Origin of the sequence: Meiothermus sp. CFH 77666, assembly GCF_017497985.1 — a bacterium.
GTDB lineage: Bacteria > Deinococcota > Deinococci > Deinococcales > Thermaceae > Meiothermus.
The window spans coordinates 13,773-39,531 of the sequence record NZ_JAGDFV010000012.1 but is presented as its reverse complement, the minus strand read 5'-3'; the positions used below and the strand labels follow the sequence as shown (position 1 = coordinate 39,531).

The 25,759-nt window shown below is 63.5% G+C and carries 17 protein-coding genes; 15 read left to right on the top strand and 2 right to left on the bottom strand.

Annotated features, from left to right (window positions below; genetic code table 11):
- Positions 1-93: 93 nt before the first annotated feature.
- From J3L12_RS08110 to J3L12_RS08050, 13 genes are all read left to right on the top strand, one after another.
- Entirely contained in the window at positions 94-2,220 is a 2,127-nt protein-coding gene (locus J3L12_RS08110; RefSeq protein ID WP_208014548.1) for a S8 family serine peptidase, read from the top strand.
- 116 nt (positions 2,221-2,336) lie between these two features.
- Positions 2,337-2,753: a hypothetical protein gene (locus J3L12_RS08105; RefSeq protein ID WP_208014547.1), complete on the top strand. Its 417-nt coding sequence runs from the start codon at positions 2,337-2,339 to the stop codon at positions 2,751-2,753.
- A gap of 207 nt (positions 2,754-2,960) precedes the next feature.
- Entirely contained in the window at positions 2,961-5,303 is a 2,343-nt protein-coding gene (locus J3L12_RS08100) for a hypothetical protein (RefSeq protein ID WP_208014546.1), read from the top strand.
- Positions 5,304-5,518: 215 nt separating this feature from the next.
- Positions 5,519-7,633, top strand: a complete 2,115-nt coding sequence (locus J3L12_RS08095) for a hypothetical protein (protein ID WP_208014545.1) — start codon at positions 5,519-5,521, stop codon at positions 7,631-7,633.
- A gap of 419 nt (positions 7,634-8,052) precedes the next feature.
- Positions 8,053-11,289 carry a tetratricopeptide repeat protein gene (locus J3L12_RS08090; protein ID WP_208014544.1) on the top strand — a complete coding sequence of 1,079 codons (3,237 nt, stop codon included), beginning with the start codon at positions 8,053-8,055 and terminating at the stop codon, positions 11,287-11,289.
- 125 nt (positions 11,290-11,414) lie between these two features.
- Entirely contained in the window at positions 11,415-12,746 is a 1,332-nt protein-coding gene (locus tag J3L12_RS08085) for a S8 family serine peptidase (protein ID WP_208014543.1), read from the top strand.
- Between the two features lie 78 nt (positions 12,747-12,824).
- On the top strand, positions 12,825-12,968 hold the full coding sequence (locus tag J3L12_RS08080; RefSeq protein ID WP_208014542.1) for a hypothetical protein: 144 nt from the start codon (positions 12,825-12,827) through the stop codon (positions 12,966-12,968).
- 114 nt (positions 12,969-13,082) lie between these two features.
- Positions 13,083-15,710 carry a hypothetical protein gene (locus J3L12_RS08075; RefSeq protein ID WP_208014541.1) on the top strand — a complete coding sequence of 876 codons (2,628 nt, stop codon included), beginning with the start codon at positions 13,083-13,085 and terminating at the stop codon, positions 15,708-15,710.
- Between the two features lie 67 nt (positions 15,711-15,777).
- Positions 15,778-16,545, top strand: coding sequence for a DUF6683 family protein (locus J3L12_RS08070; protein WP_208014540.1), 768 nt, complete (start codon positions 15,778-15,780; stop codon positions 16,543-16,545).
- 11 nt (positions 16,546-16,556) lie between these two features.
- Complete coding sequence (locus J3L12_RS08065) at positions 16,557-16,739, top strand: hypothetical protein (protein ID WP_208014539.1); 183 nt, start codon at positions 16,557-16,559, stop codon at positions 16,737-16,739.
- 28 nt (positions 16,740-16,767) lie between these two features.
- Positions 16,768-17,862, top strand: coding sequence for a hypothetical protein (locus J3L12_RS08060; protein WP_208014538.1), 1,095 nt, complete (start codon positions 16,768-16,770; stop codon positions 17,860-17,862).
- A gap of 20 nt (positions 17,863-17,882) precedes the next feature.
- Complete coding sequence (locus J3L12_RS08055; RefSeq protein WP_208014537.1) at positions 17,883-19,592, top strand: DUF4402 domain-containing protein; 1,710 nt, start codon at positions 17,883-17,885, stop codon at positions 19,590-19,592.
- A gap of 38 nt (positions 19,593-19,630) precedes the next feature.
- Entirely contained in the window at positions 19,631-21,571 is a 1,941-nt protein-coding gene (locus J3L12_RS08050) for a tetratricopeptide repeat protein (RefSeq protein ID WP_208014536.1), read from the top strand.
- 145 nt (positions 21,572-21,716) lie between these two features.
- On the opposite strand, the gene J3L12_RS08045 is transcribed toward J3L12_RS08050, so the two are convergent.
- Both J3L12_RS08045 and J3L12_RS08040 read right to left on the bottom strand, forming a co-directional pair.
- Positions 21,717-22,838 (bottom strand): YeeE/YedE family protein, encoded by a 1,122-nt coding sequence (locus tag J3L12_RS08045; protein ID WP_243455060.1) that lies wholly within the window; start codon positions 22,836-22,838, stop codon positions 21,717-21,719.
- 379 nt (positions 22,839-23,217) lie between these two features.
- Complete coding sequence (locus J3L12_RS08040; RefSeq protein WP_208014534.1) at positions 23,218-23,679, bottom strand: hypothetical protein; 462 nt, start codon at positions 23,677-23,679, stop codon at positions 23,218-23,220.
- 126 nt (positions 23,680-23,805) lie between these two features.
- Between J3L12_RS08040 and J3L12_RS08035 the strand changes: the two genes are divergently transcribed.
- Together J3L12_RS08035 and J3L12_RS08030 are read left to right on the top strand one after the other, a co-directional pair.
- On the top strand, positions 23,806-25,095 hold the full coding sequence (locus J3L12_RS08035; RefSeq protein WP_208014533.1) for a sensor histidine kinase: 1,290 nt from the start codon (positions 23,806-23,808) through the stop codon (positions 25,093-25,095).
- Positions 25,092-25,736 (top strand): response regulator transcription factor, encoded by a 645-nt coding sequence (locus J3L12_RS08030; protein ID WP_208014532.1) that lies wholly within the window; start codon positions 25,092-25,094, stop codon positions 25,734-25,736. Before J3L12_RS08035 ends, J3L12_RS08030 begins: the two co-directional genes overlap by 4 nt.
- The last annotated feature ends 23 nt before the right edge of the window (positions 25,737-25,759 follow it).

Sequence of the window (25,759 nt, the reverse complement as noted above, 5' to 3'; positions counted from 1 at the left end):
CCAGTCATGCCAGTGGGTCTATGTTTGATGACGTGTTTACTGGATGGTTGTTCTGAGGGATGAGGGCCAGTGACGGTGGACAGGAGGGACACTATGTATGCAAGGTGGCTACTGGGCGGGGTGTTGTTGGCGTTACTCACGGCTTGCCCCGGTGGGGATTCGGCTGGTGGCGACATTGGGGGAACGGTTTCATTGGGCCCCAGCATCACCGGGCAACGCCTTCAGATTGACCCCCAGCCGGGCAAACTCCGGCGCACGGGTGAAGCGCGTTTTGTACCGGGGGAGGTGCTGGTGGAGTTTCGGGGTGGGGTGAGCCTGCAATCGGTGAGCAGCCTGCGGCTTCAGGTACAGGGCAGGCCCGTGGAACTCCAGCAGGTGCGGCCTCTGGGTCTGCCCAATATGGCCCTGTACCGGGCCGATTTGAGCGAAGCCGAAACCCCGGCATTGCTGGCTGCCCTCCGTGGTCGTTCGGATGTGGTTTCTGCCGACCTGAACTGGCTCGAGCAGCCTCTGGCCCCGCCCAATGATCCGGGCTATCCTTTCCAGTGGCACTATCCCGCCATCAACCTACCGCAGGCATGGGAGATTACCACCGGTTCCAACAGCGTGGTGGTCGCCATCCTGGACACCGGGGTGCTCTTCCGTGAGGGCAATCCGGCCCAGTCGCACCCCGATATCGGCAACCGCCTGGTGCCCGGCTACGACATGGTCTCGCCCATCAGTGGCGCCAACCCCCTGGCCAACGCGGGCGACGGCAACGGTCGCGATTCCGACCCCTACGACGTAGGCGACGAGCAAAGCACAGGCTACCACGGTACGCATGTAGGCGGTACGGTGGGGGCCGCGACCAACAACGGGGATGGCGTGGCGGGGGTGGACTGGACAGCCCGCCTCCTGCACGTGCGGGTGATTGGTTTGCTGGGGGCTACGGTGGCCGATCAGGTGGATGCCATACTGTGGGCCGCCGGCGAGACGGTGCCGGGGGTGCCTCCCAACGCCAACCCGGCCAAGGTCATCAACATGAGCCTGGGCGGTAAAAGCCCCTGCACTACAGCCCGCCAGAATGCTATCAACCTGGTTACCGGTAAGGGGGTGGTGGTGGTGGTGGCCGCCGGCAACGAAAACGACGATGCCTCGCTCTATAGCCCGGCCAGTTGCGCTAACGTGATTACCGTGGGGGCCACCGACTTCGCGGGGGCACGTGCCCCCTACTCCAACTACGGGGCCCGCATAGATGTCATGGCCCCCGGGGGCGATGTCAGCAAAGACCTCAACAACGACAACTTTGTAGATGGGGTGCTTAGCCTGGGGCGGCGGGACTCCGACGGGCAGTTCATCTACAACTTTGAGAATGGCACCTCGATGGCCGCGCCCCATGTGGCGGGGGTGGTGGCCTTGATGAAGGCCCTCAGCCCGAACATCAACACCGCGCAGGCCCTACAGATTTTGAAGTCCACCGCCAGACCCCTGAACGCGACCCAGTGCAAACGGCCCAGCGGCAATGATTGTGGGGCAGGCTTAATTGATGCGAATGCGGCCCTGGCGGCGGTGCAGGGCGGCACGACCTCGAGCTTTAGCCTGTCCACTGCCAATACCATCCTGCAAGTTCAGCCAGGCGGCAGTGTGAATGTACCCATCACCATAAGCCGCAGTGGCGGATTTAGCGGAGCGGTGAGCCTGAGCCTGCAAGGTGCGCCCGCCGGGGTGAGCGGGAGCTTCAACCCGCCCAGCACCACCCTGAATGACAGCACCCTCACCCTGAACGTGGCCGCCAGTGTCCCCAATGGAACCTATGCCCTCACGGTGCGGGGCACTTCGGGTAGCACCTTTGCCAGCCTGCCCCTGAGCCTACGGGTGGGAAGCGGCACCAACGCCAGTGTGCAGGGCACACTGGTACTGGCCTGTTACGTGGCACAGGGTGACTGTGACCTCAACCGCTCCAAAGCCATCCAGGTGAGCCAGGGGGGTACCTCGGCCAGCTATACCATTCCCGATCTGACAGACGGCGACTACGCCGTACTGGGCTGGAAAGACCTCAACAACAATGACGATGTAGACCGGGGCGACTACCTGGGCGCGGTGGTGGATCAAAGCGGCAACCTGGTCGCTGTGCGGCCCGGCAACCTACAGGCCAACTTCCAGCTCGACGCGCTGAGCGACGACTTATCGCAGCTTTCCCCAGGGGTGCTGCGGAGCCTCGAGCGGGCTAAAGTCAAATAAGCTTCAAGTCCTACAAGTCCTACTCACAGACCCCTGCGGGGGTCTGTTTTTGTTCAGTCATCCTCCAGTCATCCTGGTTGTTCTACCCTGCATCCTGCAACCTCAAGGAGGTGGATATGCACAAAAGGATGACCCTAGTGGCACTGGCAGCAGGACTGTTTTTAAGCGCCTGTGGGGGCGGGGGTGGAAGTGGGTTCTCGGGAACCGTTACTGCTCCATCAGGAAAGAGCGTTCAGGGCACCGAGGTGTTGGCCTGTTATTACCTTGCCGCTGCGGACGACTGCGACCCCGCCAAGAGCAAGAGCGTTACGATCAATACAACGGGGCGTAGTGGCAACTTCAATATTGAAGGGCTGAGCGCAGGGGATTACATATTGGTTGCAGTTAATCAAGCTCAGGGCCTGGTCGGGATTTACCTGGACAACCAGGGCCAGCCCGCCCTGGTCAAGCCGCCGCGTAGTGGGATCACCATCGAGCTATCTCAAGCAGCGTCGGGGTTCTCAAGCCTCCAGGGTAAACTTCTGGAGAGGTAGTTTGTTCGCCTCCAGTACGCTGCGGAGCCTCGAGCGGGCTAAAAAGTAAGCTTTCAATCCTACATTAAGACCCCTGCGGGGGTCTGTTTTTTTGCAGTCACGCTCCAGTCACGCCGCCTTGTCTAGGGTCATGGTAACGAAGGTTTTCTTGGTGCAGGGGAACGTTAGAAGAGCCAGGAGCTTCGTTGTTAGACATCAGGAGGATGTATGAGACCACCCTTTGGCAATTCCGTACTGATGGCCCTATTGGCCCTGGTGCTGTGGGGGTGCACCAACCCGGGCCCATCGCCAGTCATTGGTAGTTTTTCCGCTACGCCCAATCAGATTTTTCCAGGGGAGGCGGTACAGCTTTCCTGGAACGTAACCAATGCGGAAAGCATCACGATTGCCCCCGACGTGGGTACGGTGAGCGGAACCAGTGTGACCGTCAGGCCCAACCAGACCACCGAATACACCCTGACTGCCACCAACAAAGCGGGCTCGAGCCAGGCCAAGACCACCATCACGGTGACGCCTCCCGGCAGTGTTCCAGCTAACTTCCGGGTGGCAAGGGCCGAGTCCAATCAGATCGAGCTGGCCTGGGATCGCGCTGGGGGGGTGAGCGGCTACGTGCTTGAAGTGGCCCGCGACAGTGGTTTCAGCAAACTGGCCGATCTTGGTGCAGAAGCCACCTCCTATGTCCACCGGGCGCTCCAGCCCAACACCTTGTACACCTATCGCATTCGCCCGTTGCGCGGAAGCGATGCGGGCTCGCCGGTTGAGCTCAAAGCCTCCACAGCCGCCGGTACGCCGGTGGTGCTGGCCGAAAACACTCGAGTGGTGGACGGGGCTACACGGGCTGTCCTTCAGGCCTATAACCCCAGCACCGGTACTTTGCGCTTTACCAGCCTGACCCCGCAACTTGCCAGCCTGAGGCCCGGCGACATTGTGGTTAGCGAGCCAGGCCCTGGCGCGCCTGCGGGCTACTTGCGCAAGGTGCGAAGTGTGCAGCCCGACGGCGCGGGGCTGGTGGTGGAGACCGAGGGTGCAGAGCTGGTCGAGACCCTGCAGCAAGGCTCGATCCAGGCTTCCCAGAAGATAGACGACCCCAACGCTTATACCGCCCAGCCCCTGGTGCAAGGCGTCAGGCTACGCCAGCCGGGTCAGGTGAGCCTCCAGGCCGTGGCAGATTGCCAGAAGAACGGCACCCGTGGCCTCACCATAGACATACCCAACGTGGAGATTGCCAAGAAGGAAGAAATCGACGAAACCGGCAAGGTCAAGGTGGTGGCCAAGATCAGCGCCGAGGGGTGTGTTCGGCTAGACCCCAGCCTGTTCTTCAATCTGGATGTACGACCAATCTTTGATGTACAGCGCTTTGAGGCAGGGGTAGCCATTGCCCAGGAAGCCAAGCTCAAGGTGAACCTCGAGGGTAGCATCACCCTGAAAAAAGAGGTTGAGATCCTGCGCTTGCTGGGACCAACGGTCACCTTCCATATAGGCCCGGTACCGGTGGTGATGCAGCCATCATTCGTGGTGAGTGTGGGGGTAAGCGGCAAGTACGAATTCAAGGTAAGCTTCGGGGTCAAGCACGAGTCCAGCTTGCGCACAGGGGTGAGCTACCTCAAAGGTCCAGGCTGGAGCCTGATCAACGACAGACAGGGCAACTGGACGCCCATAAGCCCAATAGAGAAAGATAACCTGCGCATCAAATTTGCCCTCGAGGCTTTTGCCAGCGCGTCACCTGGCCTGACCTTTTACGGCACCATCACCGCAGCCCTAGTAGTCCAGGTTTATGCCAAGTTTGACCTCGAGATACCCCGCAACCCCTGGTGGAAGCTGGTGGCAGGGCTGCGCTTCGGCTTCAAGGCCGACCTCTCGCCGCTGTTCAAGGACGTCAAGCTCGATTTGTTTGCCCCCGATATCGAGCTGCTCAAGTTGGAGAGCCCCAACAGCCCGCCCGACACGCCCCTCATTGCCTCGCCCCGCTCAAACCAGCAAGCCTTCGCCCTGGTGCCTATCGTGCTGTCCGGCAGCGCCTTTGACCTGGATGATGGGGACGTCGCTACCGGCTTACTGCCCTGTACGGCCCTGCGCTGGAGCAGCAGCAATACCCTGGATACACCCCTGCTGCCGGGTAATGCTTGTGGCAGCCCCACCGTTACTTTCCAGACCCCTGGCTCACGCACCCTGACCCTGACCGCCACCGACCCACGGGGGGCCAGCGCCTCCGCCAGGGTTGAAATCAACGTGCAGCCGACTCCCAGTCTGCGGATTCTCTCCCCACAAGCCAACACGACTCCCCCAAACTACTGCGAACGGGGCACAGTAACGCTGCAAGGCCAACTGGACGGCAGCGATCCGGCAACCAACGACCTTCGCTGGTCGTGGCGGAGTAGCAGTGGGGTTGTTACCGAGATTCGTACGGGGGGGAGGGAGATCCTTACCACCGTCTGGACTCCGCCGTCTATGCCCGGCGGAGGTGGACTGGGCCGCATCACCCTGCGCCTCGAGCAGATCTCCCGCAACCTGGTGTTTGAAGTCCCGGTGGAGCTGGTCTGCATCAACTGAGGGTCTTATACCAACTCTGCGCGTGAGCGGCGCTAAACGCGCCCCTCACTTGCCGCGCCAGGGGGCGCGTCCGAGGGTCTCTTATATCGCTTTTGGGTCACTTCTGAGCAGATTTGGTATTACCTGAAGAAGTAGCCGTGCATTGCCGGGGTCAGTGCTAATGGAGCGGCTGGTTTCAAAGCGTTTCTTTGCGCTGACCCGCAAAGGAGGGTTGAATGGATTTTAGAGTCTTCTCTTGGTTCAGGCTGATGGGTCTGTGTGCGTTGCTGGTACTCGGCGCCTGTCGAAACGCGCCGCCCGACTTCCAGATTGGGGCACCAGCCCAGGCCGTGGAGGTGCGGCGGGGTTCGGAGGCCAATATTCCCATTAGCATCAACCGCCTGAATGGCTTTACGGGGGCCGTGACGCTCGAGCTGAGCAACCCCCCCGCGGGCCTCAGCGCTCCCAGCTTCAACATCCCCGACGGGGCTTCCAGCGGTCAGCTTGCCCTGCAAGTGGGCACAACCGCAGCGCTGGGGGCAGTCGAGCTCACCCTCAAGGCCACCGGCGGCGACCTGGTCAAAACCACCCCCCTGAAACTTAGCGTGCAGGCCGCTCCGGTGGAGTTTAGCCTGCGCGTACAGAACAGCCCCAGCGTCGTTCAGGGTCAAAACGCAATTCTGGCGGTGCAGGTGGAGCGCGGGCCGGGCTTTGGCGGCCCGGTTCAGCTCGAGCTGACCGACCCCCCTCAAGGCATCTCGGCTGCGCCCCGCACGGTTGCGGAGGGAGTGTCGAGTACCACCCTTTCCATAGCAGTAGCCGCCAGTGTGGCCCCCGGTACCCTGACCCTCACCCTCAGGGGCCAGGCAGAAGGGGTAATCCGGATCGCCCCGTTCAGCCTGAGCGTGAGTGCCATTCAAGATTTCTCGGTAAGCCCTGAGGGTTCCTCGAGCCTGACCAGCCCACCCGACCGCACCCTGACCGTACCCCTTACCCTGAGGCGGCAGGGGGGATTTGCCGAAGCGGTGCAGCTGGCCCTGGAGGGGAGCATTGTAGGCAGCGGGCAGGATCAGGTGCAGGCTACCTTTACCCCCACCGAGCTATCGGGAAGTACCAGCACGGCCAACCTCGAGCTGCGCATAGGTCCAAGCGTGCCCCCCGCCAACTACGACCTGGTGCTGCGGGCCACCGCGGGCGGACGTGTGCGTACCGCAGCGCTGCAACTCGAGGTCGAGACACCACCCGTGGCCTTCGTGCTACCGCCAAACCCCGTTCCGCTGCTGCGCGGAACCCAGGGGACGAGCCGGACGGTCGGCATCCGGCGGCAGGGCGGCTTTAGCGGGCCGGTTGAGCTTCGGGTGGAGGCTCCGGCGGGTCTGCGGGCCAGCATCAGCCCCAACCCCCTGCCGGGAAGTGAGGCCACGCTGTATCTGCAAGCCGAAGGAACCGCTTCGCTGGGCCCTCAAACGCTCACCCTCTCGACCGTCAACCTGGGCGGACGCAACGTGAGTACACGCCTCCCGGTAGAGGTGCTTCAGCCCGACTTCACCATTGCGGTGCGCAACCCAGCCAACCCCACTGCCAACTCGCTAACCATGCCCAGTGGAGCCGGATCGCGGGACTCGTCCCGCAGCCTGCAGGTGAGTGTTGCCGACCCGCAAAATGGTTTCAACGAGGGAGTGCTGTTCGATGCCACCGGTCTACCAGCCGGCGCGAGCGTGCAGAGGGTCAACGTTACCCCTGGCAGTGTCGGTTCGCTGGAAATCCGCCTCAGCCGCCTTACCGAGTTGGGTACGTACCGCATTACCATCACTGCCTCGCACCCCGGCCTGAGTGTGCCCAAGACCGTACCCTTTACCCTGAACGTAGAGCTGGGTGAGCGCCTGTACCAGGATTTCTCCTACACCGGAGGCAGCTTGCCCAGCGGTTGGAGCACCACCCAGAGTTCTGCTCCGGTGCGCGACCACTGGATCAAGACCGATGGCGCGGCCTACGCCAATGCCAGCCGGATCGGAGCCAATAACACCGCTGTTCTAACCACCGACATCCTGCTCATGCCCAACCTCGGCTTTCCCTGCTCGGGCAACCTGGAGCTACGGTTTACCAGTTTCTTCGGCGCCACCGGAACCGCGTTTTTACAGGTATTGGCATTCAACGGAATGGAAACTAGGGAGGTCACCAGGCCCTTTTATGACCCCGCCGCCCTGTTCCGCAACGAGGGGCCGTTCACGCTTGACAAGGACTTTTTCACGAGGGGCACCGGAGCCCGTTTGATATTCGTGTTCTCCCCCAGAACCAACAGCCCGGATGAACGCTGGGGCATTGATAACATCCTGGTGGCCTGTCGTTAAGGTTGAGAGCGATACCAGATTGGGTTGGTTCGTCGCCGAACGGTGACGAACCAACCTGGCCGAAGTTAAGTTGCGCCCGTATAAGGTTTAGAGATGAATCCAGGCTGCGTTAGAAAATCAGGCTCCGGGCGCAATACCCGAATGATTTTCGATCATGCCATTATCCAAAACATAGACGGGAGGCACTTATCCGCATAGCAGAGGGCGATACCGCCCCTTGGAGGGGAGACACTTATTTCGCCGACCGCCAGGGAGGGGTGTGCTCTGGGATTCAAAAAGACGGCCTGTAGCGCTTTTGGTTTTGTAAACCATCTTTTTTTGCGGTATTTGAAATGGCGCAAGGGGCTCCCTTCGGCGCTTGGGGTTGGAATTGTTGCAAAACCTGACCTGAGAAAGCCTGGGTCTATTAGCATGAAGGTATGCAACCGCAGGGGGACAGCGCAGTCTCCTGGGGGCTGGTTCTGCTGGAGAGCCCCCGGCTGCAAGGCCCAGGGCAAGCTCCGCTGCGCCTCGAGCGCAAGACCGCTGCCCTGCTGGCCTACCTGGCCCTGGAGGGATCCACCCCCCGCTCGAGGCTGGCCGGGCTGCTCTGGCCCGACTCGCCCGAGTCCACCGCCCGCAACAACCTCTCCCAGGTGCTCAGGCGGCTGCGTCAGGTGGGCGGTGAGGGGTGGGTAACGGGAAGCGATACCCTCAGCTTGCAGGGTATTGCCACCGATGTAACCGAGATGGAGCTGGCCCACTTCGCCGGGCGGCACGCCGAGGTGGTACAGGGCCGGGGCCAACTGCTGGAGGGCCTCGACTACGACGACTGCCCTGAGCTCGAGGACTGGCTCATTACCCGACGCGAGTACCTGGACGACCTGCGCCGCCGATCGCTGGCGGCCCTGGCCGATGCAGCAGAGCAAAACGGCGAGTACCGCGAGGCGCTGCAACATGCCCGCAGCCTGCTAGACCTTGACCCCATCTCCGAGGCCGCCCACCGCCGGGTGATGCGGCTACTGTACTTGCTGGGCGACCGGGGGGCTGCGCTGGCAGCCTACCACCGCTGCAAGGACATTCTACGCAAGGAGCTGGGCACCCAGCCCCTGCCCGAGACCCAGGCCCTGGCCCGGCAGATTGATCAGGGGGAGCGCCTGGAAGTCCGCGTTCTCGAGCGCAATGAAATGCCTCTGGGCCTGCTGCGCCCACCCCACGCAGTTGGGCGCGAAGCCCTGCTGCGGCAGATGGAAAGGGCCTGGTTGGCGGGGCAGCACCTGATCCTGAGCGGGCCGCCTGGGGTGGGCAAGAGCCGCCTGATGCAGGAGTTCCTGAGTGCTCGGGGTGCGTACCTGGCCCTCGAGGGCCGCCCCAGCGACCACGGGATACCCTATGCCAGCCATAGCCGTGTTTACCGGCAACTGCTCGAACACCTGCCCGCGCTACCACTGCCCGACTGGGTGCGCACCGAGTTGAGCCGCATCGTGCCCGAGCTGGGGCAAGCCCCCGGCCCCATCCAGTCCGAGGCCGACCGGCTGCGCTTCTTGCAGGCCAAGGCCGAGCTGATTCGTCTGGGCATGGCCGAAGGCATGGGACCAGTGGCACTCGACGACCTGCAATACTTCGACCCTGCCAGCCTGGAAGCCTGGCAGTTTGTGTTTGCCCAGGGCCACCCCCAGAGCATCCTCACCTACCGGACTGGCGAGCTACCTCCGGGGGTACAGGGTTTTTTGAATGAATTGCTCGAGAACAACCAGGCGGTACTGCTCGAGGTGGGGCCCCTGGATCAGGCCGCCATTGGGGAATTGCTGGAGAGCCTGGAAATTCCCCCGGCGGGCTTGTCCGAGGCCCTGTTCAAGCACACCGGAGGCAACCCGTTTCTGGTGCTCGAAACCCTGCGCAACCTGTGGGAGTCCGGGGGGCTGCACCAGCCCCATTCCAGGGGTCTGCCCAGCTCCAAAAAAGCCCAGACCCTGATCCAGCACCGCCTGGGGCGCCTTTCGCCGGGTGCACTGAACCTGGCCCGTACTGCCGCTATTGCGGGAGCCAACTTCAGCCCTGGCCTGGCCGCAAAGGTGCTGGAGGTGGGGCCCATGCAGCTAACCGAACCGTGGGCCGAGCTCGAGGCCAACCAGGTACTCGCGGGCCACCGCTTCGCCCACGACCTGATCTACGAGGCTACCCTGAACGGCATTCCCCAGGCCGTGCGCACCCTGCTGCACTGGCGCACCGCCCAGTTTCTGCCCCCCGAGCCCGCCGCCGAGCACTACTGGACTGCCCTAAGTGCCCCCGGCGGGGCCCTGCACGACCAGCCGCTGGACAAAGCCCTCGAGGCCTTTACCCAGGCCGCCACCCTGCACTTCCTGCGGGGACAGCAGGAGACCGGGCGGCAGTGGTTTGATCGGGCCTTGCAGCTAGCTCCGGACGAGGCCAGCCAGGTGCGGATCCTGGTGCAGAAGGCCCGGATGGAAGAGCGTCACCTGCACTACCCCGAGGCCGCCGCTACCCTGAACCGGGCCGAGCAACTGCTAAGCGAGGTGGGGCCGGTGCTCCAGGCCAGTGTCTGGAACAGCCGGGCGGCCTTGCAGGTGTTGGGCTTTGGCGATGCCAGGGGCGCACAGGGGGCAGCCCAGATGGCCCTCGAGGTGCTGGGCGACCTCGACTCGAGGGAGGCTCTAGCGGCTCGGGCCGATGCCCTCAACTACCTGGGCGAGGCGGCCCGCATGCAGCGCGACTTTGCCCAGGCTGAGGCCCACCACCGCCAGGCCCTACAGATTCGCCGCAGCCTGCAAGATGAGGCCCGGGTAGCCGGTTCCCTGCAAAACCTGGCCTCGGTGCTGATTGAGCGCCACCAGCCCGGCGCACAGGCTTTGCTCGAGGAAGCCCTGGTGCTGTGGAAAAAACTGGGCTACGCGAGCAACGTGGTACGCACGCTCAACAACATGGGCAACCTGAGCTGGCGGCTGGGCCAACTGGAGCGGGCCGAGGGCTACTTCCGCCAGGCGCTCGAGCTGGCCCAGCCCAGCCAGGCCGGACTGCCCACCTTCTACCTGCACAACAATCTGGGCGCGGTGCAGTTCGGCCAGGGCAAATACCGGCAGGCCAAGGCTTCCTACCAGACCGCCCAGGCAACCCCGGAGGCCCAGCTCAACCCCCTGATGCAGGGCATGGCCTTGGGCAACCTGGTCGAAGCCCAGCTACGCCTGGGCGAGTACGATAGCGCCCGGCTTAACCTGAACCGTGCCCTACAGGCCCTGGCCGACACCAACAACCCCTACTACGAGGCCGACCTGCACTGGTACGCGGGTGAACTCGAGGTGCTGCAACACCGGCCCGAACAGGCCCTAAAGCCCTACCAGATGGCCACCCGCGCCGCCCAGGCGGGCCGCTACCCCCTTCGCGAGGCCGAGGCCTGGGCCCGGCTGGCCCGCCTGCAAGCCCAGCCTGGGCTGGCCGAGCAGGCGCTGGAACTACACCCGGCCCCCACCACCCGCGCCGCGCAATTGCTGCTGGAGGGCTACCTCGAGGCGGCTCTAATAGCCATCCGGGAAACCGCCGACCCCTACGAGGAGGCCCGCCTGCTGCTGGATGCCAGCCGCCTGCTGGAGCGGCCCGAGCTACTGGCGCAGGCCCTGGCCCTGCTGCAAAAGCTCAGGGATTCCGACCCAACCGAATAGCTCTTCTGTTCTTATCGTACTTTCCACCATCGCGACGCATGTGGGGTGGCGTAATGTACCCAGTCATCCTCCAGTCATGCCGGGTTTGCTACCAATGTCTGGTGTTCGATGAAAGGGAGAAGCTTATGAACCGAATCATCCTTGCACTGGTCAGCTTATTGGCACTGGCAGCTTGCAGCAATCGCATCTTTCCTGCGTTCCCCGAGAGGGTGCACAGCCTAGCCACCCCGCTGCTGGATTGGAAGCCGGCGCCCGAGTTTGACCAGCTCTCGCCCGAACTGGACTACGACCCCAGCCAGGTGGTGGGGATTTTCGACTGCCCCGGCAACCAGACCCCCGAGTGCATGCCCAACCTCGAGCGTATTGCCAACCTGGCGGGACTGAGCCTGATCGCTGCCTATGGGCTGGATAGTGTGAGCGGCTCGAGCCTGGCCTGCGGCAAGACCCTGGTGCAGTACCGCGTGCCCAGCGGCATGGACGTGTTCACTGCTATTCAAAGGCTGCAAGCCGCTGCCGCCCAGGTAACCGGCCGCAACGCGCTGTATGGGGTCAACCCCCAGGTAGGGCTCTATGGCGACCAGGGGAGTGCCTCCGTTCAGCGGGCCACCCCCGACTGGGCGTACCAGGCCGTGAACCCGGCGCGTGGCCCGCTCTCCTCCAACCCGCTGGTGGGGGTGCTGGACACCGGGGTAAGCCCTGTGGGCGCGTTTTCCCTCCAGGGTGGGGCCGACTATACCGGCAGCGGCAGCACCGAGGACGACTTTGTCCACCCCCAACACGGCCAGCGGGGCCACGGCACAGGTGTTGCGGGCCTCATCGCAGCCAGGCCATCCCTGGGGGTAGCCGAGGGTGCGGTGGTGCTGCCGGTCAAGACCAACGATGCGCGGGGCAAGGGGAGCGACGTAACGGTAGCCCGTGGGCTCTGCTACGCCGCCAGCCAGGGGGCACGGGTCATCAACACCAGCCTGGGCACCCTGCTCAACTCCAAGGTGCTCGAGCTCGCCCTCTACGACCTGAGCCGGTCCGGGGTGGTGACGGTGGCCTCGGCGGGTAACACCCGTGGCTTTAGCGGCGCCCGCCGCAACCTGCCCAACTACCCCGCCGCCTATAGCCGCACCATCGAGGGGCTGATTGCGGTGGGTTCGGTGAACAGCGCAGGGCAGACCTCGAGCTTCGCCACCGCCCAGGGCTACACCGACCTGGTAGCCCCCGGCGAGGCCGTCTATGCCCTCGATCCCAGCGGCGGTGCGGACTATTACACCGGCACCAGCTTTGCCGCCCCGTTCGTGGCGGGCACGGTGGCCCGCATGATGGACAAAAACCCCCGCCTGACCCCCTCCGATTACAAGGCCATCCTGCTGGCTACCGCCAACCCCAAAGGATGCCGCAGGGTGCAGGGCGGCGAGTGCGGGGCGGGGCTCCTGGATATTCAGAGCGCCCTGAACAAAACGCCCTAGCAAGCCGTTTGGATTTTGGTTTGGCTTCCCAATGAAGCCAGGCATCCTCAACACGGCGGCCTTTGGAGGATAAACAGGATGCTACCGCAAGGGGCTGGCACAGGGGAGCAAACGCTGGGCTGGGTGCTGGTGCTGCTCGAGGGCGTCCGCCTGCACGTTCCCGGCCTGGCCTTGCTGTGGCTCGAGCGCAACCCGCAGGGCTGCTGGCCTTCCAGGCCCTGAGCAGCTTCACCCCCCGGACAGACCCCTGCGTGGGTCTGTTTTTGGTTCAGTCATCCTCCAGTCATGCTGCTTTTTCTATCGTGTGCACAACGAGGTGAATGGAGGAGAAGGTTTATGAAAAAAATACCGGCATTCCTGGCCCTTACAGCAACGATGTTGATCTTCTGGGGTCAGGCTGCCCTGGCCCAGCAGACCTGGCTCTCGGGCAGGTTTGGGTTCATACCAGGTGTGGCCTGCGTGGTCTTTATTCCGGAGACTGCCGTCACCGCCTACGCGGCCTACTGGGGCAGTGCCACCCCGCTGTTTCCCCAGACCGGCGATGTGACCTATGTGCAGGGGGTGGCTGCCGTGGTGGGCAACCCTTGCTCAGGGGCGGACGCGCTGGGGTTCGAGTTCTTCCTGCCTGAAGGGGCCGAACTGGCGGTGAGTACGCAAACCCCGGTGCGCTGCATTCTTCGGCGCTTGAGGGATGGCTACAGCGAAAACGTTCCGTTACCCGGCAACACCGGCGCCTGCTCCCCAACCCCAGCTACCGGGCCGAATGGGGGTTTGCAGTTTGGTTTTGCCGTGGTACCTGCGGGGTGGAGTTTTGAGATTAATGTGCCGGTGCGGTTTAACCGTGCCCTCACCGGCCTGGCTGAGCCCCCTCAACGCCGTTTGCGCGTCTTGACCAGCAGTTCCAACGGTACCGTGGTCACCGAGCAGTTTGTGGTGGCGGGATATCGGGCACTGGTTAACTACGATGCGCCGAGTTCGACCCGCTCGGGTAACACCTTCGACTTTAGCGGTTTCATCCATCACTATGGGCGGGCTGGTACTGGTTTCATGGATTTTCGCTTGTCCCAAAGCGACCCCTACTCTGTACTTTCGAATTCGAGCGGCCCGGTAACAGTCAACGTTCCCAGTACCAACACCATCAGCCGAGCTACCTGGAGCATCACCATCAATCCTGGTCAGAACTACACCCTCTACTGGCGAGTGCGGTTTCGCGATAGCGGTGGAGTAGAGTACGTTGGGCCTGAGCAAATTGCCCAGATCAACACCACTTCCAGCGGAGGGAATCCTTCGAGTACCTTTGCGCTAACGCTCAACAAGGGCGGCACGGGCGCGGGCAGCGTAAGCAGCAACCCGCAGGGTCTGAACTGCGGGGCGACCTGTACCCAAAACTTCACCAGTGGTACGGTGGTCACGCTCACCGCCACCCCCGACCCTGGCTCGAGCTTTACCGGTTGGTCCGGCTGTACTGGCCCGGTGGGCAGCCCCACCTGTAGCGTAACCATGGATCAAGCCCGCACCGTTACGGCCAACTTTGCGGTGCTGCCCCCGCTGACCACCGGCTCCTTCAGCATCACCACTAACGGCCTGCCCAACGGCTCCACGGCCAGCGTTCCCGTCACCGGCCCCAACAACTACAATCGCACCTTCGAGATTCTGACCGGCACCGGACAGAGCGTCTCGAGCGCCGATGCCGGCCAGTACTTCACCACCCCGCCCAACGTGAGCTTTGGGGGCAGTACCTATGTGGCCAGCCCTGCCACCCAGTCCTTCGTGGTGCCGGGTGGTGGCAACCCGACCTTCACTGTGGAGTACAAGCTTGGCCGCAGCCTCACCCTGAATAAGAGCGGCGCGGGTTCGGGTAGCGTAACCAGCAACCCCGCCGGTATCAACTGCGGCGCAACCTGCAACTACGTCTTTGCCGATGGGGCCAGCGTCACCCTGACCCCCAACGCAAGCGCAGGCTCGGTGTTTGCCGGCTGGAGTGGAGCCTGCTCGGGCACCGGGGGCTGCACCGTGACCATGAGTGCGGCCCGAACCGTCACGGCGACGTTCAATCAAAGCCCCACCCAGACCCTTACGGTGAGCAAGGCGGGCAGTGGCACGGGTAGTGTTAGCAGCAACCCGGCGGGTATTAGCTGCGGAGCCAACTGCGCGGCTAACTTCGCACAGGGCTCCACGGTAACGCTCACCGCTACACCCGATAGCGGCTCCACCTTCACCGGTTGGAGTGGAGCCTGTAACGGCACCGGTACCTGCTCGGTCACCATGGACGCAGCCAAGACCGTTACAGCGACCTTTACCAACCCCAACGCCGCCCCAGCTACCCTTACCGTAGCCAAGCCCGTCAACGCCCCCGCCGATGCCACCCGCCTCAAGGGCGATACGGGGGTGCCCGCACTGGCCTTCACCCTCACCCCCAGTGGTAGCCCAACTATCACTTCCTTCACCCTTCAGGCTTCTGGAAGTGGCAACGACGCATTGGATATCACCGCCGTTCGGGTCTATCTCGATACCAACGGCAATGGGCAGGTAGACTCCGGCGAGACCGCCCCGCCCGCCCAGCGTTTCAACGTCGACAACGGTACGCTCAGCTTCAGCCTCACAGGCGGTAGCGGCTCCGGCCTAAGCCTGAACCAACCCGCGCAGTTTCTGGTGACGGTGGATTTCAACACCACCCTGGCGAGTCGGCCTGCGGTGCTGAAAGCCTCGAGCCTGCCACTGCCCGCAGGGTTGCTGCTGGCCCTGGCTCCCATGGTGCTGCTGGGGGCCTGGCGGCTGCGCTCGACCAGTGGCCGACTGCTGGGTCTGAGCCTGATCCTGCTGCTCACCGCTGGCCAGTGTGGAAACAGCCCCACTTTGCCAGCTGCTCCCAAGACTTACCAGATCAACCTGACCGCTGTTGGTACGACCGCTACACCAAGTGGCCTGCCCATTACTGGCGCCACCATCACGGTGCAGAAATAAAGCCTCGGGGTGTCGGCTCCGGGCTGCCTCCTCAGGGCCGACACCCACCCTCCTGAAAGGAGATTCCATGAGTCTAGCCCACAAAGCACTTGCCTTCCTCGCCACCCTGGCAGCCCTGATCCAAAGCCCTGCCCTGGCCCAGTGGGTCGCACCAGGCACCACCTTTGGCGCACCCAGCAGCATGAGCTATTCCCAGGCCATGGCCTACGTCACCGTTCAGATGAACGCCGCGGCGGTCCAGCGAGCCCAGTCTGTGCTAAACCAGATCAATAGCACTAACCGCAACAACCCCAGCGCCCAGGCCGCCGCCCGCACCCAGGCCCAGACCCGGCCCCAGACCACCTTCAAGCCCGGAGCGCAGCGGCTGCTCCTGAACACGTTTGTCCGCAGCCTGAGCAACAAGCCCGCCGAGGTGCAGGAACTAACCGCGGCCTTCACCGACGGCTTCAAGGGCTTCGAGGCCGAGGCTCGGCGGCTGGGCCGCCCCAACAACGTGGCCATGGCCTTTGCGTACCTGGTGGGGGTCTGCTACCTGGTGCACTACGGCGAGGAACCCACCGAGGCGGCCCTCCTGAACCTCCAGGCCAACACCGACACGGCCTTTGGGGCCTCCGAGGCCTTCCGGCGGCTTTCCGACAGCGAGCGCCAGCGCATGTACGAGGCTTTTGTGCTGATGGCTACCCTGCCGCTATTGGGCTATACGGTGGCGGTGCAGGAAAACGACCCGAAGCTCCTGGAGACCTACCGCGAGATCGCAGCGGTGGCCCTCGAGAGCGCCCTGGGGGTGCGCCCCGACCGGCTGAAGTTCACCCCGACCGGCCTCGAGCTGCGCTAAAGGCGGAAACCGTGGCTCCCAACAGCACCCAAGTCTATGTGGTTCGCATCTGGTACGAGCCCACCCCCGAAGGGGAGGTCTGGCGGGCCTCGGTCAGCCAGGGCGAGGAGCGCCATTACTTCGCCGAGCCCAGCGCCCTGACGGCTTTTTTGCAACAGGAGATGGAGGAGGCCGGGGTAGAAGCGCCGCAGTAGCCGGTCATGCTTCTTAAAGGAGGTACGGATGCATAAGATTCTTCTTGCGACAGGCTTCTTGCTGCTGTTGGCTGCTTGTGGGGATGGTGGAGGGGGCAACCCCACCAACCCCTCCAATCCAACCAACCCCACCAATCCCAGCGGCAGTTTCCCCGCCGAGCTCTCGGGAATCTGGCAGGATACCCTGGCCAGCAGCGGGGATTTCCGCAACCCCCTCACCGGCTTCGAGTTCACCATGACCGGAGGCTACTCGGCCCAGCTCAAGGTGAAGCCCAACGGCGAGTTCTACTTTGCCCATTACTCCCAGGGGGTTGCGTCCAACTGTAGCCTGGTGAGCTTCTTCGACCAGATGGTGGGGCAGGCCGAGTGGGGCAATAACCGGCTCACCCTGCGGCCTCGCGAGCGCCGGCTGGACGTGCGGAACTGCGCCCAGTCGGGCAGCTTCAACCAGCGGCTCGACCCGGTGGTGTTCGAGGCTGCGGTGAGCGAATACTCCACCTTTCTGGATACCAGCCTGCTGATGGAACTCTCCGGCGGGCCGTATCCCCTTCGTTTCAAGCTGCTGAACCGTACCCCGCCTGCCAACCTGCCCCAACCGCCCCAGCCCCCCGGCTTCGAGCTGGGCCAGCAAGGCCCTTACGACGAAATCCTGGGGCTGTGGGGCCGCTACGAGACCAACTTCTACAACCCCCAGACCGGGGCCTACCGGTTTCCCGACTGCTGCGGGGAGAACCGCTTTGTGCGCTTTTCGCCGGAGGGCTACGAGCTGGGCATGGCTTATGTGCGGGTAAACCTCGAGGGCGTCTGCAAGAAAGACCTGATCTACTACGAGAAGGGCCAGGCCCTGTTCAAAGTCACCGACCAGCGTGGCAGCGACACCTACCAGGGGGATGTGCGAATGACCCCTAGCGAGGCCCGGCTGATTGTGCGGATCCGCGAGTGTGAGGCAGAGAACGGGGTACAGACCTATACCTTGCAGCCCCTCACCCGCTATCACCGCTGGAGCTACACCCTGCCCCAGGGGGGAGAGAGCTTCATGCTGGGCTGTCAGTACCCCACGCACTTCTGGGGTTTTGCCGTCTGCTACGAGGCCAACCCCTGGTACACCTACCAGCGGCGGTAAGGCCGTAAAGGAGCTAAAGTATGCGCTATTGGATCGTTCTGCTGGGCTTTCTGTCCTTTTTGCTGTCGGGTTGTCCGGGTGAGGGCAACCTGCCGACCAACCCGGCCAATCTCCGGGCGACAGCAGTAAAGAGCCATACGGTTGCCCTCACCTGGAACGCTCAGAGCGGGCCGCTGTTGCTCGAGCGCAAAATGGAAGATGGGGCGTTCGAACCCCTGGCGGAGGTTACCGGCAAGACCAGTTTTGAAGACTTCCCGGTCTTCGACGATACGAGCTACGCCTACCGACTTACCGGTGTGAACGGGGTTAGCGAGACGACCGTTTTGGTGCCTGCAGTCAGGCCCAACCCCCTCACGGTGAGCCTGACGCCGGATACCGCCCGCAGCGCCACAGCGACGGTAGGCACCTCCGGGGGAAGCCTGAGTGTAACGGGTGCGAATGGGGTCTCCTATACCCTTACCATTCCACCCAACGCCCTCCTGCGCGACACCGAGATCACCCTGACCCCTATCAATCAGGTTGGGGGGCTTCCGCTGAGTGGTGGGCTGCTGGGTGCGGTGCGGATTGAGCCGGAGAACCTGGAGCTCTACGGCGAGGCCCGTCTTACCCTGACCTCGGCTCCAACCTGGCCTGCGGGTACACGCCCAGTGGCCTTTGCCAGCGCCAACAATGGACAGGAGTTCCACCTGGTTCCCTTTGGTGCGGCGGAACCCCTGGCTGTGCCGCGAAAGCTACAGGATGAGGACGAGCTGGCCCCCATCAAACCGATCAAAGGGGGCACCCATGGTGTGGGCGCTGGAACCCCGCAGGACGTGAAGAAACAGACCCAGGACAACCCCCCTACCGACCCCTTCAATCAGTCCCAGCAGCGGGCCGCCGCCGAGGAGGATGATCTGGCCCCACTGCTCACACCGCGCCAGTTAGCAGAGGGTAAGGCCAAAAGTCTGGAACTCAAAGAACTCAACCGCCCTTCCCGTGACACCCTGGCGGTATTTCGTGAGTTCCGCCAGTGGTTGGCTTTCCTGCGCAAGTATGGCCTCGAGGCCGAGTTTGACTCCCAGATCAAGGCCCACAGCCGCCGCCAGGCGAACCGTATCCGCATTCGCTTCGACGAGCTCTACGAGCAGTGCGAAAGGGGAGACCGTAAGGTTCGCAAGGAGATGCGCGAGCTATTGTACTGGGCCAAGCTCTACCCGGCCCTGGTGCAAAACCTGGGGGCATCCTGGATAAGCCAGGCTGAGGATCGGGTCAAACGCTGTGGTATCCCCAACTGGGAAGGGGCAGCCAGCGCCAGTCAGCCCCAGGCTATTGTGAACGGTTGGTCAGGTTCGGCGGAGATCACCTATATCGTGGAGGACATCCAAGGCGACGTGGTGACCTATGCCGCTACAGGGCGCAACTTGCGCCTTACGCTTAACTCGGGTAATGGCTGCAGTGTGAGTGTCGTAAGCGTGGAGGCGGACTCAAACCCCGATCGCAACGTCCTGATAGTAGACTATGGGCATGAGCCGGCTCAATATTCCGCTGGGTTCTTCCTGGATGCAACGTACTCGATTAACTGTGGTGATAGACCAGTTACCCAAAGAAATCTATTCCAAATCCTGTTCGGATTTGATGGGACGCTGACCCTCTCCAATGAAAACCGATTGATTAGCGGGAGCTACGAGATACCAGGCACCACCTACACCAGCACCTGGACGCTCAACGCCGTTCCGCGTACCTCTCGCTGATGCTGGAGCCGGGTGCTACAGTTGAGGAGGGATTCCCAATGAAGGTTGTCGTGACCGTCCTGGTAATGCTGACCCCGCTGGCCCTGGCCCAGCCTCCCCGCATGGCTGCCCTGAGCGACCTGCAGATGCAGTGGGCTGAAGCCCAGTGCCCCAAGCCCGAGAGCCTGGGCACCAACTTTTCGGGTCTCACCAACCCAGACCGGGATCTACAGACCCAGGGGGGACAGGCGGCTTTGGGGCAGAACCTGCTGGCGGGGTTGGACGAGAGCATTGCCGAACTCGAGCAGGAACTCAAAGACCTCGAGGCAGGCGATCCCAGTCGGGCCATGATCGAGCAGCAGCTCCGGGCCCTCAAAGCCCAGCGACAGCAGCTCCAGCGGGTGGCTCCGCAGCGCCCCAGCGCCCCGGCCATTCCCAACCAGGCCGGCGCCCTGGCCAACCTGCGCCGCGCCCTGAACGCAGCGGCGGGGCCGGGCAGCCTGCGCCTGATGGAGACCCAGCCCGAGTACAAGGAAGCTGCTACCGCCAGCCGCAATGCTGCTTTGGCAGCCGTGATCGGCAAGCCCCAGCTGGCCCTGGGGCTGTTGTTGCGGGCCCAGCAGCTCGAGCCGCGCAACCCCGCGCACCTGGTCAACCTGGCCGGAATCGCCAACTACTACGGCCTCTTTGCCGAGGCCCTGGCCCTCTCGACTGCTGCCGAAGGGCTGAACCCCCCGGCGGCTCTGCGCCCTTTGCTGCAAAACAATAAGGGCCACGCCCTGCTGCGTCTGCGCCGACTGCCCGAGGCCGAGGCTGCGCTCCGGGCCGCCGCCCAGGCCGACCCCAACCTGCAAGAGGCCCGCCTGAACCTGGCCTACGCCCTGGGGGCCCAGAACAAGTGCGCCGAAGCCAGCGTCTGGGCCAAACGGGCCTGGTGGCGGCACAACCTGAGCGGGGCCGAGAACACCCAGGTGCGCCCCTTGAGCGAGCTGTTTGTGCCCGTTACCGGCGTACCCACCCTACCCAGCCTGAACTTTGTGGCCCCCGGCCAGACCGCCGGGGCAAGGGAGGCACTCGAGGCCCTGCGCCAGGAGATCGAGGCCAAGCGGCCCACCCTCGAGGCGTTTACATCTGCCGGTGCAGCCGAGGCCCGTCGCAGTGTGGAGATCCGCGCCGAGCGGCGGGTGGGGGTGGTGAAGGGCCGGTTCATCACCTTTTTGTCCGATGCTGTGGGTTCTGCCGCCCGACTGAACAACCGCAACGACTATGCTCCACGGGAAGGGCAGGCCTACGAGGCCGCCGAGGCCACCCTGAGCCGCACGGTTTCCGAGCTCAACGCCCGCTTCAGCTCCAGCCCAGGCTGTGCCAGCGCCGCCGCCTGGCGCGAAGCCGCCCTGCCCGCCTTCCAGGCCGCCGACCGTGCCCTGCGTAGCCTGTACACCCAGGCCTGGCAGAGCGCTGCCACCCTCAGCACCCGTTTCTCCGAGCCCACCTACCGCACCGTTGCCACGCTGCGCCTGCGGCTCCTGTACTACCTAGCTGCCCAGAAGGTCTACGATTACGCTTCAACCTACTTGGTCGGCCTCGAGTCCGCTCGGGGCAGCGAGAACTGCGGCAACGAAAGCGCACCCATCATGGGCCCGCTGGCCACCCCCCAGGTTCCCCCGGCCTGCACCCCCAGCCCGGCGCCCGCGACCCCTGCGCGGGGCTGGCGGCTCTTCCTCAGTTGTGAGCGCACCGAGTTCAACTTTGCCAACCCCGCCTGGATGGACCGCTTCCAGATTCTGCGCGACAGCCTCTCGCCCCTGGTCTTTTCCCAGCTCGACTTCCGGCTGGCGGTGTTTGTTCCCGGCGGCTTTGTGCGCCTGACCGACGAGGGCGGCATCATGGATGCGGGGCTTGTGGCACCCGGCGGCAACCGCAACTGGAGCCTGGTGTGGAACGCCAGCAGTGGCAGCGTGGGGTTCGCCTCGAGCGAACCGCAGTTGGGGGTGAAGTAGGGTACATTGCCCGAGACCATGCCAAGGCTTGCGCCTGCGGCCTCGAGGGAGCCACAGTTGGGTATTAAGTGAGGTGGGTACCCGCCCCTTTCGCCAGGGCTCCCGCCTGCGGCCTCGAGCGAACCGCAGTTGGGGTCAGGTGCGGTCAGCAGACCGAGTCGGTGGGCTTGGGGTTGGCCAGCCCGAACAACGGGCGCAGCAGCAGACCGACGCCGGTGCCCAGCAAGGCCATCCCCAGCCAGACCCAGCCGTGCAGGCTGAAGGAAGCCACCCCGCCGATGTACGCACCGATGTTGCAGCCATAGGCCAGCCGGGCCCCATAACCCATCAGCAGCCCGCCCAACACCGCGGCCAGAAGGGTCTTCCAGCCCAGGCGAGGATTTTTCCCGAACACCCCGGCTGCCGAAGCGCTCAGCAGCGCCCCCAGCAGGATGCCCAGGTTGGTGAGGCTGGTGGGGTGGCCCAGGGGGGAAAGCTCGAGGGGCGACTGACCGTTCCAGAACCCCCAGAACGCAGGCTGGGCCAGGCCCAGGGCTTCCACCGCCTGCGAACCCCACAGGGCCAGGCTGTAGGTAACCCCCCAGGGCCGCCCGCTCACATAGAGTACTGCCGCATTGAGCACGGCCAGCACCAGAGCAGCTACCCACAAAGGCCAGGTGCCGCGCAGTATGCGAACCCACCCCTTTGGCCCTTGTGGCTGAAAAGGGGGCGGGGGCTGCCGCTTGCGGATGACCCATTCGGCCAGCAAGGCTATTCCTCCCACGCATGCGAGCGTTACCGCCAGCGCCCCCCAAAGCCCCAGGCGCTCGGCCAGCGAGATGGGGGGCAGGGTTCCCGCCGCTCCAGGGCCCATCGTCCAGAACTCCAGGTTCCAGGCGCCCAGCACCGAACCCGCCACAAAACTGCAGAGCGCCACCAGGCCAATCAAACTACCCCCGCCGGTAGCGTACAGGGTGCCCGAGGCACAACCCCCGGCCAGTTGCATCCCAATACCAAAAACAAAGGCACCCAGCAGCAGCCCAGGCCCAATGGGAGCCAGGTAGCCGGCCAGCGGCTGCCCGCCTAGGCCCTGGCCCAGGGCAAAGAGAAGGGCAAACAGGGTTGCGGTAACCGCCAACAGGAGCATATGGGCTTGCAGGGCCCGCCCCTGCCCCACGGTTAGAAGCTGACGGAAGGCCGAGCTAAAGCCAAACTTTGCGTGAAACAGACTAAAACCCAGCCCCACCCCCAGCAATAGCAACAGGCCCTGGGTTGCGGAAAGCTGCATATACAAATACCCCGTTCCCAACAACCCCAGTACAAGCAAGCCGTACTGGGGCCGGGTGGTTGGTTGTGGTGATGCCGAGGCAGTAACGTTGGGTTGCGAAAGTTTGCGCGATAGCGACATCTGTGCTCCCTGTTGGCGGGGTTGGTCTCGAGTCTCCCCACTACCAATGAGGGTTAGGTTATCAAAGATGATAACTTTTGTAAACTATTTAACCTTTTGCGTCCCGGAACAGTGTTATCTGGCCTGTAATAAACTTGGGTGGAGTGGTCTATCAACCTTTGCTTACCGGCCCACCCTTGAAAGGCCCCACAATGCCTCGGGTGATCCAGCCGCCGTAGAAGGGGCCCGGTTGTGGCCGGGCTTTTTCACCGTCCACAATTCAAGGCTGCTTCTTGTGCAGGGCCTCGAGGAAGGCCCAGATGGCGTATTCCATGTCTTCAATGGCCTTTTTGCCGCCGGTCACCAGAAGTGGGGCGGCGTTGCCGTCGTAGAGGTACAGCACTCGAATCGGGAACAGCAAATATGAGATGAAGGCAATCAGGGCCAGTGCGAAGGCGCCATATTCCAGCAGAGCCGGATTGATTTTCAGGAGCTGGGGGAGGTTGAGCCAGCCCAGCCAGCGCAGCCCCAGGCTGGCCAGCCCCACAAAGAAGCCCACAAAGGCCAAAGCCATCAGCCAGTCGCGCATCTGGTAGGAGAGCTCGAGCCGGGTTACCAGCGGCAGGTAAATGCGAACCGTGACCGCGCCGTTCTGGAAGCACAGCCAGCCGGTCTCGATGGCGGCTTCGCGGAAGCGCGATCCACTGGCCAGATAGCGATGAGGAAGGGTGATTTTCTGCATGCAACCTCCGGGTAACGGGTTCTGAAGACAGGCCCATTTTTGCATGACCCCGGCCTTTTGCGTAGAGCAGGCTGAATGAATGTTGTTTTGCAAACAAGCAGGCGCAGGTGAGCTACAATTTTTTGGATGATTTGGCCCTTCAAGCGCTTTTTTGCGGGCCGCCCGGTGGCGCAGGTGGTGGTGCTGCTCACAGCACTTAACCTGGCTACGGTACTGGGTTTTACCTTGCTGGTTCCGGCCCGCCCGCTCGAGGTGCCGCTGGTACTGCCCTGGCAAGACCCCGCCCAGACCGCCTGGCGTCTGGGGGCAGCTCTGGCGCTATTCCTGGTGGTGCTGTGGGCGGTGCGCCCGGGGCAACGTCGGGCCTGGGAGTTCGGGGTCTTGATCGGGATTGGGGTAGCGGTGGTGGCCTGGCTGAGCCAGAACTACCTGCCTTTTCTGGCCCTGGGGCTAATACCGGTGGTGGCCCGGTACTGGCTGCCGCTGTGGGTGGTGTTACTGGTGGTGGCAGGGCTGGGGGGGTTGTCGGTGTGGTGGGCCCAGCGAGAGCCGCTACAAATCACCTTCGAGATTTTGCTGAGCCAGGGGCCCCAGGGCAATACCGCCTGGAGTGCTTTGCCCACCCCTGCCGAGTACCCCAACCTGAGCCTGGCCTTTTTCATCTTTATTGCTTTTTTGTATTCGGGCTATGCGCTCTTTACCCTCGAGCTGCTGGTACGCGAGACCCGGGCCCGGGAGGAGCTCGAGCGTACCCGCCGGGAGCTCGAGCAGACCTCGCGCCAGGCCGGGGTGCTGGAGGAGCGCCAACGCCTGGCCCGCGAGATTCACGACACCCTGGCCCAGGGCTTTGCCAGCATCGTGGTGCAGCTCGAGGCGGCCGAGATGGCAGCCCAAAACGAGACTTCCGCCGGGCGCTATCTGGAGCAAGCCCGCGCCGCTGCCCGCGAAGGCCTGTCGGAGGCCCGCCGCATGGTCTGGGCCATGCGCCCGGAAATCCTGGAGAACACCTCGCTGCCCGAGGCCCTGGGGCGCCTGATCCAGCGCTGGCAGGAGGAGAGTGGGATCAAGGCCCAGTTCACCCTGACCGGCGAACCCCGCCCGCTGCACCCCGAGCTCGAGGTCGGTCTGCTGCGCATCGCCCAGGAGGCCCTGGCCAACATCCGCAAGCATTCCAGGGCCCGCCAGGCCACCCTCACCCTTTCCTATCTCAACGACATGGTGCTGATGGATGTGCAAGACGATGGGGTGGGCCTGCAACCGCCCAGCTCGGGTAGCTTTGGCCTGCGCTCCATGCGCGAACGGGTCGAAGCGCTGGGAGGACAAATGATGGTGGAAAGCGAGGCCGGACAGGGCACCACCCTGGCCTTTAGCCTGCCCCTGTACCGGGCAGAGCCCGCAAGGGTGGAGACTTTATGACAGGCTCGGCAATCATTCGAATTCTACTGGTAGACGATCACCCCGTGGTACGGGCGGGCCTTTCGGGGTTGCTTTCCTCCCAGCCCGATTTTGAAGTGGTGGGTGAAGCCTCCAACGGCCTCGAGGCTCTGAACTTGTTGGAGAAGCAGGAGACAGATGTGGTACTGATGGATTTGCGGATGCCTCAGATGGATGGGGTAAGCGCCATCCGGCAGATCCGGGCTCATTTTCCCAAAGCGCAGGTTCTGGTACTCACCACCTATGACACTGATTCCGAGATTGTTCGGGCGGTCGAGGCTGGGGCTACGGGCTATTTGCTCAAGGATGTACCCCGCGAGGAACTCTTCCGGGCCGTGCGGCTTTGTGCCCGGGGCGAAGCGGTGCTTTCTCCGCCCATCGCGGCCCGGCTGCTGGGTCGGATGCGCGGCCCCGCCGAAGAAAACCTTTCCGTGCGCGAGCTCGAGGTGCTCTCGCTGGTGGCCAAGGGCTTTTCCAACAAAGAAATTGCCCGCAAGCTCAAAATCAGCGAGGCGACCGTCAAGACCCACCTGCTGCACACGTTTGGCAAGCTGGGCGTGGATGATCGTACGGCGGCAGTCACGGTGGCGCTGGAAAGGGGTATCCTGCGGCTGGAGAGTTGAACCCAGCCATGCAATACTTACCC

Bases quoted from the DNA above. Each gene is read 5' to 3' on its own strand.
- J3L12_RS08110 (WP_208014548.1), top strand. From the start codon at position 94: ATGTATGCAAGGTGGCTACTGGGCGGGGTGTTGTTGGCGTTACTCACG.
- J3L12_RS08105 (WP_208014547.1), top strand. From the start codon at position 2,337: ATGCACAAAAGGATGACCCTAGTGGCACTGGCAGCAGGACTGTTTTTA.
- J3L12_RS08100 (WP_208014546.1), top strand. From the start codon at position 2,961: ATGAGACCACCCTTTGGCAATTCCGTACTGATGGCCCTATTGGCCCTG.
- J3L12_RS08095 (WP_208014545.1), top strand. From the start codon at position 5,519: ATGGATTTTAGAGTCTTCTCTTGGTTCAGGCTGATGGGTCTGTGTGCG.
- J3L12_RS08090 (WP_208014544.1), top strand. From the start codon at position 8,053: ATGCAACCGCAGGGGGACAGCGCAGTCTCCTGGGGGCTGGTTCTGCTG.
- J3L12_RS08085 (WP_208014543.1), top strand. From the start codon at position 11,415: ATGAACCGAATCATCCTTGCACTGGTCAGCTTATTGGCACTGGCAGCT.
- J3L12_RS08080 (WP_208014542.1), top strand. From the start codon at position 12,825: ATGCTACCGCAAGGGGCTGGCACAGGGGAGCAAACGCTGGGCTGGGTG.
- J3L12_RS08075 (WP_208014541.1), top strand. From the start codon at position 13,083: ATGAAAAAAATACCGGCATTCCTGGCCCTTACAGCAACGATGTTGATC.
- J3L12_RS08070 (WP_208014540.1), top strand. From the start codon at position 15,778: ATGAGTCTAGCCCACAAAGCACTTGCCTTCCTCGCCACCCTGGCAGCC.
- J3L12_RS08060 (WP_208014538.1), top strand. From the start codon at position 16,768: ATGCATAAGATTCTTCTTGCGACAGGCTTCTTGCTGCTGTTGGCTGCT.
- J3L12_RS08055 (WP_208014537.1), top strand. From the start codon at position 17,883: ATGCGCTATTGGATCGTTCTGCTGGGCTTTCTGTCCTTTTTGCTGTCG.
- J3L12_RS08050 (WP_208014536.1), top strand. From the start codon at position 19,631: ATGAAGGTTGTCGTGACCGTCCTGGTAATGCTGACCCCGCTGGCCCTG.
- J3L12_RS08045 (WP_243455060.1), bottom strand. From the start codon at position 22,838: ATGCAGCTTTCCGCAACCCAGGGCCTGTTGCTATTGCTGGGGGTGGGG.
- J3L12_RS08040 (WP_208014534.1), bottom strand. From the start codon at position 23,679: ATGCAGAAAATCACCCTTCCTCATCGCTATCTGGCCAGTGGATCGCGC.
- J3L12_RS08035 (WP_208014533.1), top strand. From the start codon at position 23,806: ATGATTTGGCCCTTCAAGCGCTTTTTTGCGGGCCGCCCGGTGGCGCAG.
- J3L12_RS08030 (WP_208014532.1), top strand. From the start codon at position 25,092: ATGACAGGCTCGGCAATCATTCGAATTCTACTGGTAGACGATCACCCC.